This is a genomic window from Lutibacter sp. (assembly GCF_041596795.1).
Classification (GTDB): domain Bacteria; phylum Bacteroidota; class Bacteroidia; order Flavobacteriales; family Flavobacteriaceae; genus Lutibacter.
Genome location: NZ_JBFHHX010000071.1, coordinates 1 through 17,263, shown reverse-complemented (window position 1 = coordinate 17,263; position 17,263 = coordinate 1). Strand labels below are relative to the sequence as shown.

Genomic DNA, 17,263 nt, shown 5'->3' with positions numbered 1-17,263 from the left:
TAGTACCAACACCTATAGGAAATTTAGAAGATATGACTTTTAGAGCTATTAGAGTTTTAAAAGAAGTTGATTTAATTTTAGCTGAAGATACACGTACAAGTGGAAAATTGTTGAAGCATTTTGAAATCTCTACACATATGCGCAGTCATCATATGCATAATGAGCATAAAACTGTTGCAAACATTGTACAACGTATTAAAAACGGAGATTCAGTGGCTTTAATTTCTGATGCAGGAACACCAGCAATTTCTGATCCTGGTTTTTTATTAACGCGTGCTTGTTTAGAAAACGGTATTGAAATAGAATGCTTGCCTGGTGCCACAGCATTTGTACCAGCTTTAGTAAATAGTGGTTTACCTAATGATAAGTTTGTTTTTGAAGGTTTTTTACCCGTAAAAAAAGGACGTCAAACACGTTTAACTTTTTTAGCCGAAGAAACCAGAACAATGATTTTTTATGAATCGCCTCATAAGTTGGTAAAAACATTGACAAATTTTGTTGAATATTTTGGAGCAGATCGGCCAGTATCTGTTTCGCGCGAATTAACAAAATTATACGAAGAAACTATTAGAGGAACCGTTGCAGAAGTATTGGAGCATTTTACCAAAAAAGACCCAAAAGGAGAGTTTGTTATTGTTTTAGGAGGAAAAAGTTCAAAGTAAATTAGGACTCTTTTGAATCTATCATATTTTCAAAAATAATTCCACCCTTATACATTCCTTTTAAAAAAGGATGAATTTCTTTACCTAAATCGGTTAAGCTATATTCAACTCTTGGTGGAACTTCAGGAAATACTTTTCTGCTTATTAAATTATCTGCTTCTAGCTCTTTTAGCTGTTTGGTAATCATTCGTTCACTAATATCAGGTAAAAGTTTTACCAATTCGTTATATCTTTTATCACCCTGAAAAAGATGTAAAATAATGGTGCTTTTACGTTTTCCCTTTACTACATTAATAAAAGTATCAATTGGACAGTAACTTTTTTTCATTTTTTTTAGCTTCTAAACCTATATTTTATACAATATAGCACAAAATGTTCGTAAGCGCATCATTTGTAAGTTCTTGTGTACTCTAAATTAATGCTCGAAATTTGTGTCAAATTTAATAAAAAAGAAAGAAATCATGATGAATGACAAATTAACCTTTAAGGCATTTAGAGTTGAAGAAGAAAATGAAAAATTTAGCTCAACCATAAAAGAAATGCCTTTTGAAGAATTAGCAGAAGGAGAATTACTAATAAAAGTTAATTATAGTTCTTTAAATTATAAGGATGCTTTATCTGCCAGTGGAAACAAAGGAGTAACAAGAAATTACCCACATACACCAGGAATTGATGCTGTAGGAACTGTAGTTTCAACAACATCAAACAAATTTAAAGTTAATGAAGAAGTTATAGTAACTAGTTATGATTTAGGTATGAACACCAACGGAGGTTTTGCAGAATATGTAAAAGTTCCTGAAAGTTGGGTGGTTAAATTACCTAAAAACTTATCTATGAAAGAAGCTATGATTTTTGGTACAGCTGGTTTAACAGCCGGAATGTCGGTTTTAAAATTAGTAGAATCTGTAAGGCCAGAAGATGGAAAAATTGTGGTTTCTGGAGCAACAGGAGGTGTTGGCTCTTTAAGTGTTTTAATTTTAAATAAATTAGGATATAAAGTTGTTGCTATCACTGGTAAAGAAGCTGAAAAACAATATTTTGAAGCCTTAGGTGTTGAGGTAATTTTAAGAAAAGAATTTGAAGAATTACAAAACAGACCAATGTTAAAACCACTTTTTGCAGGAGGAATTGATACTGTTGGTGGTGTAATTTTAGAGAATATAATTAAATCTACTAATCCGTTAGGTGTTGTTACTGCTTGTGGAAATGCAGCATCAATAAAGTTAGAACTAACCGTTTTTCCATTTATTTTAAGAGGAGTTTCTTTAATAGGAATAGATTCTCAAAATTACCCAATGCAATTAAGAGAAAAAGTTTGGAATAAATTAGCAAACGAATGGAAATTGGATAATTTAGAAGCAAACACAACAACAATAACATTAAACCAATTAAGTGAAAATTTAAACTTAATGTTGGCAGGAAAATTAAAAGGAAGAACTGTTTTAAAAATGGTTTAGTACCTTAATAAGATAGCATAAAAAAGCTGAAGAACTATATTCTTCGGCTTTTTTTGTTATAAAAATCAAATTGACTTGTAATAAATTTGATTTAGAACTACTTTCCATCTATCAATTCTGCTATTTCAACTACTAATAAATAAAAATATGATAAAATTATAGTGTTGAATTTGAATTAAAAATTATGAGATTTTAATTTAAATAAAAAGATTAATTCATTCTATTTTTTGTTAATTTAGATATTTATTTTACAAAACACTACTATGGAAATAATTCTGAAACCCTATCAATTAAAACTTCAACATACGTTTACAATTTCAAGAGAATCTTACAATATTCAACCAACATTAATTGTTGTACTTAAAGATGGAGAATTAGAAGGTTATGGCGAAGCTACATCAAACCCTTATTATGGAATTACGGTTGATAAAATGATAACTGATATTACAGCTTTAAAACAGCTTATTGAAAATGTTACAGATAAAACTCCAGAAGAATTTTGGCAATTAGTATTCCCTCATCTTCAGCAAAATATGTTTGCATTGTGTGCTTTAGATATTGCTTATAACGATTTGTATGCTAGAAAAAAAGGGTTAAAATTATATGAATATTGGCAATTAGATACAGCTAATAATCCAAAAACAGATTATACAATTGGAATAGATTCTGTGGAAAAAATGGTGGCAAAATTAAAAGAAAAACCATGGCCAATTTATAAAATAAAATTAGGAACAAAAGAAGATATTAAAATAATTGAAGAACTTAGAAAACATACAAACGCTGTTTTTAGAGTAGATGCAAATTGTGGTTGGGAAGTAGATGAGGCCATAAAAAACTCAGGATTGTTAAAAAATTTAGGAGTAGAATTTATTGAACAACCTTTAAAAGCTGATAACTGGGACGGACATAAAAAATTGTTTTTAAATTCGGCCTTACCAATTATTGCCGATGAAAGTTGTATAATTGAAGAAGATGTTGAAAAATGTCATAATCATTTTCATGGTGTAAATGTAAAACTAGTAAAGTGTGGTGGTGTAACATCAGCAAAAAGAATGTTATTAAAAGCCAAAAGTTTACAAATGAAAACAATGGTTGGTTGTATGACAGAATCTTCAGTTGGTATTTCGGCCATAGCACATTTATTACCATTACTAAATTATGTTGATATGGATGGAGCATTGCTATTAGCAAAAGACATTGCAACCGGTGTTACTATTGAAAATGGAATTATATCTTACAGTAAATTAAATGGAACGGGAGTTCGCCTAATTTAAATGATAGTTGAAAAATTTCCTGATAGAGAAATTATAATTAATGGTAAAACCTACTTGTATTTTGGCGGAACTTCCTACCTTGGAATGGCCACAAATAGCGAATTTCAAGAATTGGTTTTTAACAGCATTAAAAAATGGGGAATCTGTTACGGAAGTTCAAGAGCATCAAATATAAAATTAGCTGTTTTTAAAAAGGCAGAAACAAGTTTTTCTAAGTTTATTGGTGCAGAATCATCATTATCAGTTTGTTCTGGAATGTTAGCAGGTAAGTTGGTTATTTCTAATTTACAAAGTAAAAATCAAACATTTTTTCATTATCCAAAAACGCATCCAGCTATTTTAGCACCAAACAGTTTACCATTGTTTATTAACAATCAATTGCATCCAAAATTACTAGATGATAGTACGCAAGAGATTGTAATTAGCGCCGATGCTATTCTATCTTTAGATGTTACAATAACAAATTTCGATTTTTTAAATAATATTTCTAACAATAAGAAAATTACCCTAGTTATAGATGAATCTCATACTCTTGGAATTGTTGGAAAAAGTGGAGAAGGTATTTTTAATTCAATTAAAAACGATAAAATAAGTAGAAAAATAATGGTTTCTTCTTTAGGGAAAGCAATGGGATTGTCTGCTGGTATTATTGCTTCAGACAACACTTTTATTAATGAATTAAAAAATGAAACTATTTTTGTTACTTCTTCTCCTGCAAATCCGGCATATTTAGAAGCTTATTTACAAGCTCAAAAGCTATATAAAATTCAATTTAATAAATTGAAAGCGAATTTAAATTTTTTAAATAAAATTCTTGTAAAAAGTGAAAATTTTAGCTTTAACAAAAGCTATCCAGTAATTTATAGTGAAAAGAGTGAAGTATCAGAATTACTGTTAAAAAATGGAATTATAAATGCCCGATTTAAGTATCCAACTTATAAAAACGAAATGAACCGAATTGTAATTACTGCAAACCACACTCAAAAAGATTTAGAAAAATTGGCACTACTATTAAATAGTGCCAAGTAGTTCTAAAATTTAGTGTTAATAACTCATTTCAACAATTTTTTCAACATCGGCAGGAGTTAATTTTCCGTGTTCACCTAAACCTTTCCAACCACGTTCCTCAAAACGTTTAGAAATTATTTGAGCTGTTCCTTTATAATCTTCTGTGTATTCAGACAAAGTAGTTTTTATACCTAAAGAATGGAAAAATTCGGTTGTATTTTTAATACCAGCTATTGCTTTTTCTTCAGTAGTTCCTTCCGTAACATTCCAAACACGCTCAGCATATTGCGCTAATTTGTCTTTTTTACTTTCTAAATTGTAGGTGTAATGGCTTTCGGCAATAATAGCTAAGGTTCTTGCGTGATCTATTCCAAATAACGCAGTTAATTCGTGTCCCATTGCGTGTACAGCCCAATCACTAGGAACTCCTTGCTGAATTAAACCATTTAATGCCATTGTACAACTCCACATAAAATTAGATGCAGCATTGTAATCTGATGCATCTTTTAAAATTGCAGGAGCTACTTCAATAATTGTTTGTAATATACTTTCAGCAAAACGATCTTGAAGTGGTGCGTTTGCAGGGTACGTCATATATTGTTCTAATACATGCGTAAAAGAATCTGCCAAGCCATTTGCAATTTGACGTTGTGGTATAGATTTAATTACTTGAGGATCTAGTATTGAAAATACTGGAAACAATCCTGGTCCGCCCATTGCAAATTTTTCTTTGGTTTCAGCTCTAGTTATTACAGCACCAGAGTTCATTTCAGATCCAGTAGCTGGTAATGTTAAAACTGTTCCAAAAGGCATTCCTTTAAAAGTTCGTATGTTTTTAACTAAAATATCCCAAGGTTCGTTACCTTCATATAACGCTGCTGCGGCTAAAAATTTAGTTCCATCTATTACAGAACCACCACCAACGGCTAGTAAAAAGGTAATATTTTCTGCCTTAATAATATCTAAAGCTTCCATTAAAACCTCGTATTCTGGGTTTGCAGGAATTCCGCCAAATTCAATCACTTCAAATTTAGCTAGTGCTTTAGAAACTTGCTCATAAACACCATTTTTTTTAATACTTCCACCACCAAAAAGCATAAGAACTTTTGCATTTTCTGGAATTTCTGTACTTAGGTTTTCTATTTGGTCTTTTCCAAATAAAATTTTAGTCGGATTTTTATATTGAAAATTATTCATACTATATATTTTTAAATTTTAATAAGCATTTTACCGCTGTTTTTACCATCAAAAAGGTCTAAAAAAGTTTGAGGAATTTTATCAAATCCTTGAACAACTGTTTCTGCATATGTTATTTTTCCTGCTGCTAACCATTTTGATAATTGTTGTATGGCTTCAGGAAATTTTTCAGCATAATTAGATACTATAAACCCTTGCATTAAAGCACTATTTTTTACTAAAAAAGGCTGCACACTTATGCTTTGTGGTAACTCGGTGTTATTGTATATAGAAATTGCTCCACAAATAATAATACGTGCAAATTTGTTAATATTAAATAGTACAGCATCAGAAATTGGACCACCAACATTATCAAAATAAATATCTACGCCATTTGGTGCAACTTCTTTAATTGCTTCAGCCATATTTTTGGTAGTGTTGTAATTAATTGCAGCATCAAAACGAAGAGAAGATTTTAACATGGTAACCTTATCATCTGTTCCTGCTATACCAATAACTTTACAGCCTAAGTTTTTAGCTATTTGCCCAACAATACTTCCTACAGCACCTGCAGCACCTGAAATAACAATTGTTTCACCTCTTTTTGGTTTACCTATTTCTGTTAAACCTAAATAGGCAGTTAATCCAGTCATTCCTAAAACACCTAAATATGTAGAAAGTGGTGCTTTTGAAGCGTCTATTTTTAATAATCCTTCTCCATTTGATTTTTGATACTCTTTCCAGGCTAACATGCCACTTACATAGTCACCTTTTTTAAATTCTTTATTTTTAGATTCTACAACCTCTGCAACAATACCAGATGTAATTGGTTTGTTTAATTCAAATGGTGGTACGTAAGATTTTGCATCACTCATTCTTCCTCTTAAGTACGGATCTACAGATACATAGGTTGTTTTTAAAAGCACTTCTCCTTTAATTAATTCTTCAATTTCAGTTGAAATAAATTTAAAATCGGATAGTTGAGGTTTCCCAACAGGTCTTTTATTTAATAAAATTGTTTTGTTTGTCATCTTTAGTTAGCTTTGTTACAAATTATTCTACTACTGTTACCAAATCTTCAGTACTTTTTCTAACCTTTTTAAGATTTACCAACCAATCTTTTTCGGTATCTCTGTAACCAATAGGTAATAGTACACAACTGCGTAATCCTTTTTCTCTTAAACCTAAAATTTTATCAACTGCATCAGGATCAAAACCTTCAATTGGTGTGGTATCAACACCTTCAAAAGCGGCTGCAATTATAGCTGCACTAAATGCAATATATGCTTGTTTAGCTGCGTGATTAAAGTTTTCTTCAGGATCTCTTTGTGGGTAAGAACCTAATAACATTTGACGGTAGTTTTCCCAACCTTCGTTTTTAAAACCACGAACATCGTTAGTTAAGTCGAACATTTTATTAATTCTTTCTTCAGTATAATTATCCCAAGCAGCAAATACCAATAAGTGAGAACAATCTGTAATCATAGATTGGTTCCAAGAAACAGGTTTAATAGCTTCTTTAATTGCTTGATTTTTAACTACAATAATTTCGAAAGGTTGTAGCCCACTTGATGTTGGTGCTAAACGAGCTGCTTCAATAATTCTATCAATTTTTTCTTCAGATACTTTTTCACCATTCATTGCTTTTGCTGCGTATCTCCAGTTTAATTTGTTTAATAATTCCATAATTTTATTTTATTTATTTTTAGTTATTCTTTATTTTTTTTGAAATTTCTTTAATCTTATTCGATGGTATAATTTTTTCTTCTGAAACTTTTGAATTTGCCAAATTCACCATTGTTTGAGCAATTTCTTCGGCTTTTATAATTTTATAGTTTTTTAATTTACCCATAAATAGAGGTTGAATTAATTTTAAAACAACCAAACCAATTTTTTCTAAAATTCTATTTTCATTTCTGTTTCCTTCAATTATAGAAGGTCTTAATATATAGGTGTTTTTAATGTTTTTAAGTAATACATTTTGCTCCATTTCACCTTTTGTTCTGTTGTAAAAAACAGTACTTTTTTCATTGGCTCCCATTGCCGAAACCACTATAAAAGTTGAAATATTATTCTCTTTTGATAGCTTTGCTGCGGTTACAGGAATTCCAAAATCTATACGTTTATAGGTTTCTTTATTTGGTGTTTTTTTAACTGTTGTTCCTATGCAACAAAATACTTCATCAGCTTTAAAATCATCTTTAAAGGTTTCCAATTCTAGTATGTTTCCAATAAATTGTTGTACTTTTTTTGGTAACCCTTCAATTTTTTTACGAGAGAATAATTTTATGCTCTCATATCGATTATCATTGAGTAGTTTTTCTAAAAGGATAGAACCAGTTAAACCGGTTGCTCCTAAAATAATAGCTGTTTTTTTCATTTTTATAATTTTATACTATCCCAAGCTGCTTCAAAAGCTTCTTCCAAACCTTTTTCAGATAAAACGAATGTTTGTTTTTGTTTCATATTAGATAAAAAAGACAATGGATAAACAGTGTAAGCATATAATAAATAGGGTGATATTAGTTTTATTACACCTTTTTGCTGTCCGCGTTCCCATAAATTTATTAATGGTTGTAAATTTTTTAAACCGGCTTGTCTGCTATCTTCGTCAATCATTGGGGTATTGTCACATTGCGATAAAAAATTTGAAGCTTCAATTTGATTTAATTTAAAATCGGCAATATTCATCCAAACTTGTTTAAAACTATCTTTTATACAGTCTTTTTCATTATAATTTTTAAAAACATATGTACTAAATTCAGACTTTACTTCTAAATATAATTGATTAATTAAATCCTGTTTATTTTCAAAATAAATATAAATTGTAGCAGGAGATACTTCAGCCATTTTTGCAATTTTACTCATTGGTGCATCATGAAAACCATTGTTGTTTACTAAGTTAAGTGTTGCGTTTAGCAATGCTTTTCTCTTTTTAATACATTTTTGTCTAATTGCCATAATTTTTCATGTGAATTAATTATGGTGCAAATATATATAAAATAATTTACAAAACGAACGTTCATTCATTTTGTGATTGTAAAATAATGTTAAAATTTAAAAAGATTACTTTTGTAACATACATAAGAATATGAAAACAAAAGGTAAAAATAGCGGGCAACTACATTTTAATAATATACATAATGATGATTATAATTTTACAGATTTATGTGAAGCGTATAAAGATTTAAAGAACTTTGTTTTTGTAAACCAATATGGAACAGAAACAATAGATTTTGCAAATCCAAAAGCGGTAAAAGCTATAAATACAGCATTATTGTTTAAATATTACAATATTTCTTTTTGGGATTTTCCTGATGATAATTTATGTCCGCCAATTCCTGGACGTGTTGATTATATTCATTATTTATCAGATTTATTAAAAGCTTCAAAAATAAATGAAAATGTTTCGGTTTTAGATATTGGCACAGGAGCTAGTTGTATATATCCGTTATTAGGGAATGCTGTATATAATTGGAGTTTTGTTGGAACTGATATTGATAAAAAATCTTTAGATAGAGCCGAAAAAATTGTGAAAAAGAACAACCTTACCAAGGTTATTAAATTAAAACAGCAAAAGGATGCAACTCATATTTTTGATGGAATTCTAACGGCTGATGATAAATTTTCTGCAACCATGTGTAATCCTCCTTTTTATAAATCACAAGAGGAAGCTATGCAAGAAAATGCTAGAAAATTAGAAGGTTTAGGTAAAACAGAAGTAACTAGAAATTTTAGTGGTAAACAGCAAGAATTATGGTATAAAGGTGGTGAAAAAGCTTTTATTCATACTTATTTATACGAAAGTTCTATGTTTAAAACCAATTGTTTTTGGTATTCTACATTGGTTTCTAAAAAAGAAAATGCTGAAAGTATGCTAAGTTCTTTAAAAAAATTGGGAGCTACAAAAATAAAAACTATTCCAATGAGTCAAGGGAATAAGGTAACACGTATTGTTGCTTGGACTTTTTTAACTGAACAAGAGCAGCTAAATTGGTAATATACAATACCTAACATTTTATAAACAGCAAATTATAAAGTGTATTTTTAAATAAATTAATACATAAAATGCAATACAGCTAATAATTTTTTCTGTTTAATGTTGGTGAAATGTATTAGAAATAAATTCTAAAACTACTGGTAAAGCTTCGCGCCAATAGGTCCAAGTATGAGCACCATTTCTAATTCTAAATTCATGTGGAATTTCTTTTTTTCTAAGAGCAATATGTACTAAGCTATTTCCTTCATATAAAAAATCATCATCACCACAATCTATAAACCATTTTACTGATTTTAATTTTTCTGCAGAAGTGTTTTCAATTAATGAGAGTACATTATGATGCTCACAATATGTTTGTAGTTTAGATTCATCTAAGGTTGGTTCATTAAATAATTTTGTAAGTGATTCTTTTGCTTCATCAACAGAACTTGGACCAATATATGCACTTAACGGACAAGCGGAAGAGAATAAATCTGGACGGTGTAATGCATACATAAAAGATCCGCCACCACCCATAGAAAGTCCAGAAATTGCTCTAAAACGTTTTTCACTTTTTATTCTATATGTTTTTTCAATTTGTGGTATAAATTCTTCAAAAAAGAAATTTTCATAATTCCAATCGCCGTTTACAGCATTAAAATAGCCAATTCTTTTAGTGTTTGCATCAGGCATAACTATAACCATTGGAGTTGCAGAACCATCTTTTATGGCTGCATCTGCTAAACGCTGTACTTCACCAAATTGAATCCATCCTGTATGATTATCACCCAAACCGTGCAATAAATACAAAACAGGATATTCTCTTTGTGAAGTTTCATAGTCAGGAGGAAGATATACGGCATAATTGCGGTCCATTTTTAAAATGGCGCTTTTTATAGTTAAATTATCAAAAACTTTTCCAGTTTGACTAAAACCTGTAAAAACAGCACAAAAACTCACCAAAAATATAACAACGTATTTCATAATTTCTTTTAAAGATTGATAAAGCAATAAATTTAATGATTTCCTTTATATGAGAAATGCTTTTTTATACATTTTAACAGCTATAAAGTTTTATGAATTAGGAAAAATAAAACCACCATTTTAATACGTGATTAGAATGGAATATTACATTGTTTAAAATGACCAAATACATTCTGTTATATGAATGCAATTTTATTGAAAATTGTAATTTTAATTTAAATTAAATGAGGAAATAATATGGAAGATTTAAAATTTACAGTTCAGGCACATAGTGAAAATTCAACTAAAACAGTTGTTAAAGCAAGAGGTTTTGAAATTATTTTAGATGAACCAGAAAGTCTTGGTGGAACAAATGAAGGAGCAAATCCAGTTGAATTTATGTTAGCTGCTTTTTGCGGTTGTATAAATGTAATGGGTCATGTAATAGCTAAAGAAATGAATTTTGAATTACGAAGTATTAAAATTAAAATGTGCGGAAATTTAAATCCGGAACGCTTTATGGGTACTTCATTTAAACAACGTGCGGGTTATAAAGGAATTGATGTTTCTATTGAACCAGATAGTGATGCTCCTATTGAAATATTAGAAGCGTGGTTAAAAAACATTGAAGATAGATGTCCGGTATCTGATAATCTTAGCCACGCAACACCTATTAGTTTGTTATTAAAAGGTAAATTTCATTCTCTTAAAAAAGAAAATGAATTAGTATAATTGTTTTTTTGTTTATTATAAAATCGTCAGTATTAGAAGTTTTGAAGTAATCTGTTTGTTTTGGAAAGTTTTTTTTACTTCAATCTTCTAATGGCGATTTTAATTAATACCAGCGTTTTTTATTCTTTTTAGAACCTGCAGATTTTCTATTTTTTTTACTTCCACTACCTTTTTTATAGTAAACTTCTGGTTTTGCCTTTGGATCTAGCAGATAAGGATGCTCTGTTTCTACCGGAATTTTAGCATAAATTAATTCTTCTATTGTTTTAATGTATGGTTTTTCATCGGCAGCACAAAAAGAATATGATGTTCCAGTGTTTCCTGCTCTTCCTGTTCTTCCAATTCTATGCACATAGGTTTCTGGTACATTAGGAATATCAAAATTTATAACAGCATCTAAATTACTTATATCAATACCGCGAGAAGCAACATCGGTAGCTATTAAAATATTTATTTTTTTATCTTTAAAACTATTTAATGCTTCTTCACGTCCTTTTTGAGTTTTATCTCCGTGAATACTATCTACATTATAGCCATTCTTTTTTAGCATATTTTCTAACTTTTCAACACCAAATTTGGTACGTCTAAAAATTAGAATATCACCTGAAATTGTGTTTCTAAGTAAGTGTAAACATAATTCCATTTTGTTGTTTTTACCAACATAATATAATTTTTGATTTACTCCTTCTGCAGTAGATTGTGTTGGAGTAACATCTACAGTTTCGGGTTCATTTAAAATTGAATTGGCTAATTCTACCACTTTATGTGGCATTGTTGCAGAAAACAATAAAATTTGTTTGGATTTTGGACATAAACGTTCAATTTTTTTAACATCATCAATAAAACCCATATCCAACATTAAATCGGCTTCATCTAGTACCAATGTTTCTACGTAATTTAAATTTATGCAATCTTGTTTATGTAAATCCAATAAACGCCCAGGAGTAGCAATTAAAATATCAACACCTTTTTTTAAAACATCTTTTTGTGGTTCAATCGATGCGCCTCCAAAAATTACAGTACTTTTTAGGTTTGTAAATTTGCCATAATCTGCAAAGTTTTCTTCAATTTGTAATGCTAATTCACGTGTTGGACTTACTACTAAGGCTCTAATTTTTTTACCTTTTTTTGATGCATCTTGCTTGTCAAACAATAATTGTAAAATTGGCAATGCAAAAGCAGCGGTTTTACCGGTTCCAGTTTGTGCCGATGCAATTACATCTTTTTTTGCTAACACTAACGGAATTGTTTGTTCTTGCACAGCAGTTGGAATTTCGTATCCTTTTTCTGTAATTGCTCTTAAAATATGTTTGTTTAAATGTAAGTCTTTAAATTGCATAGGTTTTGTTTGAAAACTTTTTGCAAAGATACAGTAATTTCAATAGTTAAAATTTTTAATCAAAATTATAACAATGCTAGATAATTTTTTAAGCGTTCATTTATAAAATAATTCCATCCGGCTTGGCAACTTTCAATTTTAAATTCAGCAATATCTTGTGGAAAATCTTCTAAAATTTCACACGTAACCGTTAATAAAGTTCCGTGAGCGGTTTTATTCAATAAAAAAGTAACATTGGAATCTCCTTTTATATTTTGATATTTCCAATTTGTGGTAATTTTTTTGTTTGGAATTACAGCTACAATTGTCCATAAATGCATAAAATTTCTGTTTTCAGATTGTACGTTGAATTGAGTTTTAAACCCAATTTCAGCTTTAAAATTGGGAATATTATCAAAAAACCACAACCTCATTTGTGTACAATTAGTAATAGCTTTCCAAACTTCGGGTATTGGTTTGTTTAAAGTTTGCTGCGTAATAATTGGAGAATCTGTTTTAAGCATTATTTATTGGTGTTAAATAATAATTAAAAATACAATTTATTTAACTAGCAATTGAAAATCAACATACTTTTGCCGAAAAAAAAACAATTTATGAAAGTAACAATACTTTTAGGTTTAGTAGTTTTAATTTTTATAATTTCTTGTGGTACTTCAAATAAAATTGAAACCTTAAAACCAGAAGCAGATTTAGCAGCTCCAATATTGTACGATAAAGAAATATCGTATTTAAATATTCCAATTTCAATGAAGTTGAAGGATTTGGCGTTTCAAACTAATACTATTTTAAACGGACTTATTTATGAAGATAAAAATTTAGAAGGTGATGATTTAATGTTGAAAGTTTGGAAACAAGCTCCTATTGAAATTACCGATGAAAATGGAAAAATTAAAGTTGTTTTACCGTTAAAAATTTGGGCAAAAGTAAGATACGGAAGTACTGTTTTAGGAATGGATTTGTACGATACTAGAGAGCTTAATTTTAATGGTGTTGCTACTTTACTGGGTGAAGCTAAATTTAATAACTGGAAATTATCTGCAAAAACAACTGTGCAATCTGTAGTTTGGAAAGAAAGTCCGAGTGTTACAATTGCAGGTAAAAGTATGCCAATTACCTATTTGGTAAATCCGGCAATGAAATATTTTAAACCTACTATAGAAAAGAAAATAGATGCTGCAATTTCAGAATCGTTAAATTTCCAATCCAATGTGTTAGATGCTTTAGAAACAGTAACTAAACCAGTAAATGTAAATGAAAGTTATGATACGTGGTTTAAAATGAAACCAATAGGTTTAAATGCAACAGAAGCTGTGCTTAAAAAAGATGTGGTTTCTATGAATTTAGAATTGGCTTGTTTTATGGAAACTTTAATTGGAAAACCTTTAAATGACACCTTTAATAGAGACGAAATTCAGTTAAAACAGGTTGCCAAAACAAAAGATCAATTTTCCGCATCGTTAATAGTTGTTTCTCCTTTTTTAAAGGCTTCAGAAATAATTACTAAAAATTTTCAAGGACAAGAATTTGGTTCTGGTTCTAAAAAAGTAACCATTCAAAAAGTAGATTTATGGCATAAAGATGGAAAGGTTGTAATTGCTTTAACTATGCAAGGAAGTTTAAACGGCACTGTTTATTTATCGGGAATTCCAAAATATAACAAAGAAGAAGAACTTATTTATTTTGATGATTTAAATTATGTTTTAGATACCAAAAGTAAATTAATGAAAACGGCAAATTGGTTGGCTCAAGGACTTATTTTGAAAAAAATACAAGCTTACACAAGTTATTCTATTAAGCCAGAAATGGAAACTGCTAAAACACAAATGGAACAGTATTTAAAAAATTATTCACCAGCAAAAGGAATTGTAATTAACGGAAAAGTAGATCCAATAATTATTAAAAACATTCAATTAACCAACCAAGCAATGGTAGTAACTTTAAATGCCACAGGAAAAGTTGCGTTAAAAATTGACGGTTTACAATAGTTTTTGAAAGCAAACACTGTTTTCAACATTTTCATAAAATCCAAAATTTGCGGTTATTGTATAGCCGCATTTTTTGTATAAGGCAATTGCTTCTGGTTGTTTTTTTCCGGTTTCTAAAATACATTTTTTAACACCTAATTCTTTAGCCCAAAGTTCTAATTCAGTTAAAATTTTAGAGGCAATTCCTAAACGTCTACCTTTTGGTGAAACATACATTCTCTTTATTTCAACGGTGTTGTTCGGGTGAATTTTAAATGCGCCGCAACCAATTGGATTTTCATTTTTGTAAGCAACTATTACGTGTTGTAATGCATCAATTTTGTTAAATTGATTATAAAAAGCATGGTCTTCGCCATCGCGTATTTTTAAATCGGCATCTAAGAATTTTACTAAATTTACAAAATCTTCATTTTTAGAATTTGTTCTTATAAATGCCATCATTTTAAGTAATTTTTTTTAAAGGTAATTCATAATAAAAAGTAGCACCTTTACCTAATTCACTAACCGCACCAATAGTTCCTTTATGTTCAGATACAATTTTTTTAGCAATTGCTAAACCTAAACCATTACTGGTTTCGCCATTGGTTGGCTGAACACTTGTTTTTTGAAAATAATTAAAAAGTTTTGTTTGCTCTTCAATAGGAATACCTTGTCCTTGATCTATAATTTCTGTTTTTACTATATTTTTAGAACGTGTTATTTTTATAATAATTTCACTTTTTGGATAAGAAAATTTAATAGCATTGGTTAATAAATTATTAATTACTTCGCTTAAATAATGAGCATCAAAATGGAAGAATACTTCTTTTTCAGTTGTTTCTAAACGAATATTTATTTCTTTCTTTTTGGCAATAAGTAGGTTAAAATACATGTATTTTGTAATAAAATCTATGTAATTATCTTTTTTAAGTTGAAGTTTAATAATACCAGATTCTATTTGAGAAACATTTAATAAACCTTTTAAAAGGTTTAATGAATTATCGCTTAATTCTTTAATATGATTTAACATTTTTAAAGATTTTGAATCCATAGTATCGGAATAATTTTCAATAATTAATTCGGAAAACGAATAAATAGCGCCAATAGGGTTTCTTAAATCGTGTGCTGCAACACCAATAAACTTATTTTTTTCTTCATTTAGAAGCTTTAAATCTTCATTTAATTTTAAAACCTTTTGGTATTTCTCTTTTAAATTAAGTATTAATAAACCTATAAGCATAAAAATTGTAAAACGTACAAAAGCATTCCAAATTGGGTTAAATAAATTAGAGTAATCTTGTGTTGTGTAATCTACAATAAACCAAATAGTTGATGCAAATAGTGCGTTAATTGCAAGTAATGTTTTTTCAGATTTATCGTAGAAAGAAATTAACAAAATTGGTATTAAATAGGCTAGTAAAACAGATATTTCTGATCCCGAATAATAATCTAAAACACCTATAAAAATAAATACAATAAACGATATGGAGGTTATTAAAAACTTGTTTTCAATTTTTAATCCGAATTGGAACATTTTTTTGGAGCTTAATTTTGTCTTATTTTCACAAATATATGTTTATTTTCTGTTTATTTTTCTATATATTTTAATAATTGAGAAGTTAAAATGTTTTTAAGCTCTTGTTGGTTTTCGGTACTAGTTTCAGTGAATAAAAATCCAAAAACGCCGTATTTTTTATAATCTACTTTTCTTACTTCTAACGGGTTTTCAAAGTCTTTTAACAATAAGTTATAATTAAAAGATTTTATACTGTTGCTTGCAATTCCGGAGTTGTTATCTAATACAATTAAACTGTAAATTTTAGCAGGTTTATTTTTAAAAATTTCTGTCCAATTTGGAACTTTATTATGCATAAAATACTCGTAAGAATTTATTCCAAATGCGTAGCTAGAAATATCTCCAGTTGTACACCAACCACCAAAGCGCAATGGATTTATTTCTATTGGTATTATTTTTCCGTTGGCATCAACTCTAACTTCAACATGCATTGGAAAGTTTTTTACTTGTGCTTTGTTGCTAACTGTTTGTAAAAAGGTTTCAAAATTTTTAAGGTGCGTTTCTATAATTTTTTGTGATGTTGAGTACACGCGGTCACTAACATCTTTAGAAGATGAAAAAATATGATGTAAAATATTTAAAACAACTACTTTTCCATTGGAATCAAAATAGCAATCTACAGCATATTCCTCACCTGCAATGTATTCTTCAACTATAAAATTGGAAATATCAACAACTTTTTTAGGATACATGTTTTTAAAAGTTTCAACTTCGACATCAATACTATTAATAATTTCATTCCATTCTTTAACAGTATCTATTTTATGTACTGCCAAGCTAAAAAAGCCAACGGCTGGTTTTATAATTAAAGGAAATTGTAATTGAGAAACCGGAAAGTTTTTTAAATTATTAAACAGAATTCCTTTAAAAAAGTATCCAGGAAATTGGTCTTTTAATAATTCTCTAAAAGCTATTTTGTTTTTAAAAAGTTGAATTTTTTTAGGCAATTCAGAAAAGCTCAAGTTGTTTTCAATCCAATTAATTGCGTTTTCAGAATTTGAATATAGGCGAATATTTTGGTTTAGTTTGTATTGTTTTATGGCTTCTTCTTCAGAAATCCAATGGAGCGAGTTATCTGTAATTATAGATTTTGCTGCATTTGTTGCAACAATTGGAAATTGATTTTCTTTAAT

Annotated in this window: 19 protein-coding genes; 7 read left to right on the top strand and 12 right to left on the bottom strand. The window is 29.1% G+C overall.

Annotated features, from left to right (window positions below):
• Positions 1–662 (top strand): 16S rRNA (cytidine(1402)-2'-O)-methyltransferase (gene rsmI, locus ABY298_RS09675; RefSeq protein ID WP_372745847.1); only part of this gene is annotated, 662 nt, incomplete at its 5' end.
• Position 663: 1 nt separating this feature from the next.
• On the opposite strand, the gene ABY298_RS09670 is transcribed toward rsmI, so the two are convergent.
• Positions 664–990: a winged helix-turn-helix transcriptional regulator gene (locus ABY298_RS09670; protein ID WP_372745846.1), complete on the bottom strand. Its 327-nt coding sequence runs from the start codon at positions 988–990 to the stop codon at positions 664–666.
• 133 nt (positions 991–1,123) lie between these two features.
• On the opposite strand from ABY298_RS09670, the gene ABY298_RS09665 reads away from it, so the two are divergent.
• The 3 genes from ABY298_RS09665 to ABY298_RS09655 all read left to right on the top strand — a co-directional run bounded on the left by ABY298_RS09665 (position 1,124) and on the right by ABY298_RS09655 (position 4,422).
• Complete coding sequence (locus ABY298_RS09665) at positions 1,124–2,119, top strand: YhdH/YhfP family quinone oxidoreductase (RefSeq protein WP_372745845.1); 996 nt, start codon at positions 1,124–1,126, stop codon at positions 2,117–2,119.
• A gap of 263 nt (positions 2,120–2,382) precedes the next feature.
• Entirely contained in the window at positions 2,383–3,393 is a 1,011-nt protein-coding gene (locus ABY298_RS09660; RefSeq protein WP_372745844.1) for a dipeptide epimerase, read from the top strand.
• Positions 3,394–4,422, top strand: coding sequence for an aminotransferase class I/II-fold pyridoxal phosphate-dependent enzyme (locus ABY298_RS09655; RefSeq protein ID WP_372745843.1), 1,029 nt, complete (start codon positions 3,394–3,396; stop codon positions 4,420–4,422).
• Between the two features lie 15 nt (positions 4,423–4,437).
• Here the strand turns inward: ABY298_RS09655 and ABY298_RS09650 are convergent, their stop codons facing one another.
• Genes ABY298_RS09650 through ABY298_RS09630 form a run of 5 tightly spaced genes read right to left on the bottom strand, consistent with a single transcriptional unit; the run spans position 4,438 to position 8,538 of the window.
• Complete coding sequence (locus ABY298_RS09650) at positions 4,438–5,598, bottom strand: iron-containing alcohol dehydrogenase (protein WP_372745842.1); 1,161 nt, start codon at positions 5,596–5,598, stop codon at positions 4,438–4,440.
• An 11-nt stretch (positions 5,599–5,609) separates the two neighbouring features.
• Positions 5,610–6,608, bottom strand: a complete 999-nt coding sequence (locus ABY298_RS09645; protein WP_372745841.1) for an NADP-dependent oxidoreductase — start codon at positions 6,606–6,608, stop codon at positions 5,610–5,612.
• Positions 6,609–6,630: 22 nt separating this feature from the next.
• Positions 6,631–7,263, bottom strand: a complete 633-nt coding sequence (locus ABY298_RS09640; RefSeq protein WP_372745840.1) for a nitroreductase family protein — start codon at positions 7,261–7,263, stop codon at positions 6,631–6,633.
• Positions 7,264–7,282: 19 nt separating this feature from the next.
• Positions 7,283–7,957: an NAD(P)H-binding protein gene (locus ABY298_RS09635; RefSeq protein ID WP_372745839.1), complete on the bottom strand. Its 675-nt coding sequence runs from the start codon at positions 7,955–7,957 to the stop codon at positions 7,283–7,285.
• Positions 7,958–7,959: 2 nt separating this feature from the next.
• Entirely contained in the window at positions 7,960–8,538 is a 579-nt protein-coding gene (locus ABY298_RS09630) for a TetR/AcrR family transcriptional regulator (RefSeq protein ID WP_372745838.1), read from the bottom strand.
• A gap of 130 nt (positions 8,539–8,668) precedes the next feature.
• On the opposite strand from ABY298_RS09630, the gene rlmF reads away from it, so the two are divergent.
• Entirely contained in the window at positions 8,669–9,577 is a 909-nt protein-coding gene (gene rlmF, locus ABY298_RS09625) for a 23S rRNA (adenine(1618)-N(6))-methyltransferase RlmF (RefSeq protein ID WP_372745837.1), read from the top strand.
• A gap of 96 nt (positions 9,578–9,673) precedes the next feature.
• Here rlmF and ABY298_RS09620 read toward each other — a convergent pair whose 3' ends face one another.
• Positions 9,674–10,540, bottom strand: a complete 867-nt coding sequence (locus ABY298_RS09620; protein WP_372745836.1) for an alpha/beta hydrolase — start codon at positions 10,538–10,540, stop codon at positions 9,674–9,676.
• Between the two features lie 237 nt (positions 10,541–10,777).
• On the opposite strand from ABY298_RS09620, the gene ABY298_RS09615 reads away from it, so the two are divergent.
• A complete protein-coding gene (locus ABY298_RS09615) occupies positions 10,778–11,251 on the top strand; it encodes an OsmC family protein (protein WP_372745835.1) in 474 nt (157 codons plus the stop codon).
• Between the two features lie 103 nt (positions 11,252–11,354).
• Here ABY298_RS09615 and ABY298_RS09610 read toward each other — a convergent pair whose 3' ends face one another.
• Positions 11,355–12,590 carry a DEAD/DEAH box helicase gene (locus ABY298_RS09610; RefSeq protein WP_372745834.1) on the bottom strand — a complete coding sequence of 412 codons (1,236 nt, stop codon included), beginning with the start codon at positions 12,588–12,590 and terminating at the stop codon, positions 11,355–11,357.
• 65 nt (positions 12,591–12,655) lie between these two features.
• Complete coding sequence (locus ABY298_RS09605; RefSeq protein WP_372745833.1) at positions 12,656–13,093, bottom strand: SRPBCC domain-containing protein; 438 nt, start codon at positions 13,091–13,093, stop codon at positions 12,656–12,658.
• 90 nt (positions 13,094–13,183) lie between these two features.
• On the opposite strand from ABY298_RS09605, the gene ABY298_RS09600 reads away from it, so the two are divergent.
• Positions 13,184–14,575: a DUF4403 family protein gene (locus tag ABY298_RS09600; RefSeq protein ID WP_372745832.1), complete on the top strand. Its 1,392-nt coding sequence runs from the start codon at positions 13,184–13,186 to the stop codon at positions 14,573–14,575.
• Here the strand turns inward: ABY298_RS09600 and ABY298_RS09595 are convergent.
• From ABY298_RS09595 to ABY298_RS09585, 3 genes are all read right to left on the bottom strand, one after another.
• Entirely contained in the window at positions 14,567–15,016 is a 450-nt protein-coding gene (locus tag ABY298_RS09595; RefSeq protein WP_372745831.1) for a GNAT family N-acetyltransferase, read from the bottom strand. The genes ABY298_RS09600 and ABY298_RS09595 overlap by 9 nt on opposite strands.
• Position 15,017: 1 nt before the next feature.
• Positions 15,018–16,088 (bottom strand): sensor histidine kinase, encoded by a 1,071-nt coding sequence (locus ABY298_RS09590; RefSeq protein ID WP_372745830.1) that lies wholly within the window; start codon positions 16,086–16,088, stop codon positions 15,018–15,020.
• A gap of 53 nt (positions 16,089–16,141) precedes the next feature.
• Positions 16,142–17,263: ATP-grasp domain-containing protein (locus tag ABY298_RS09585; protein WP_372745829.1), on the bottom strand; the 1,122-nt coding region annotated here is incomplete at its 5' end.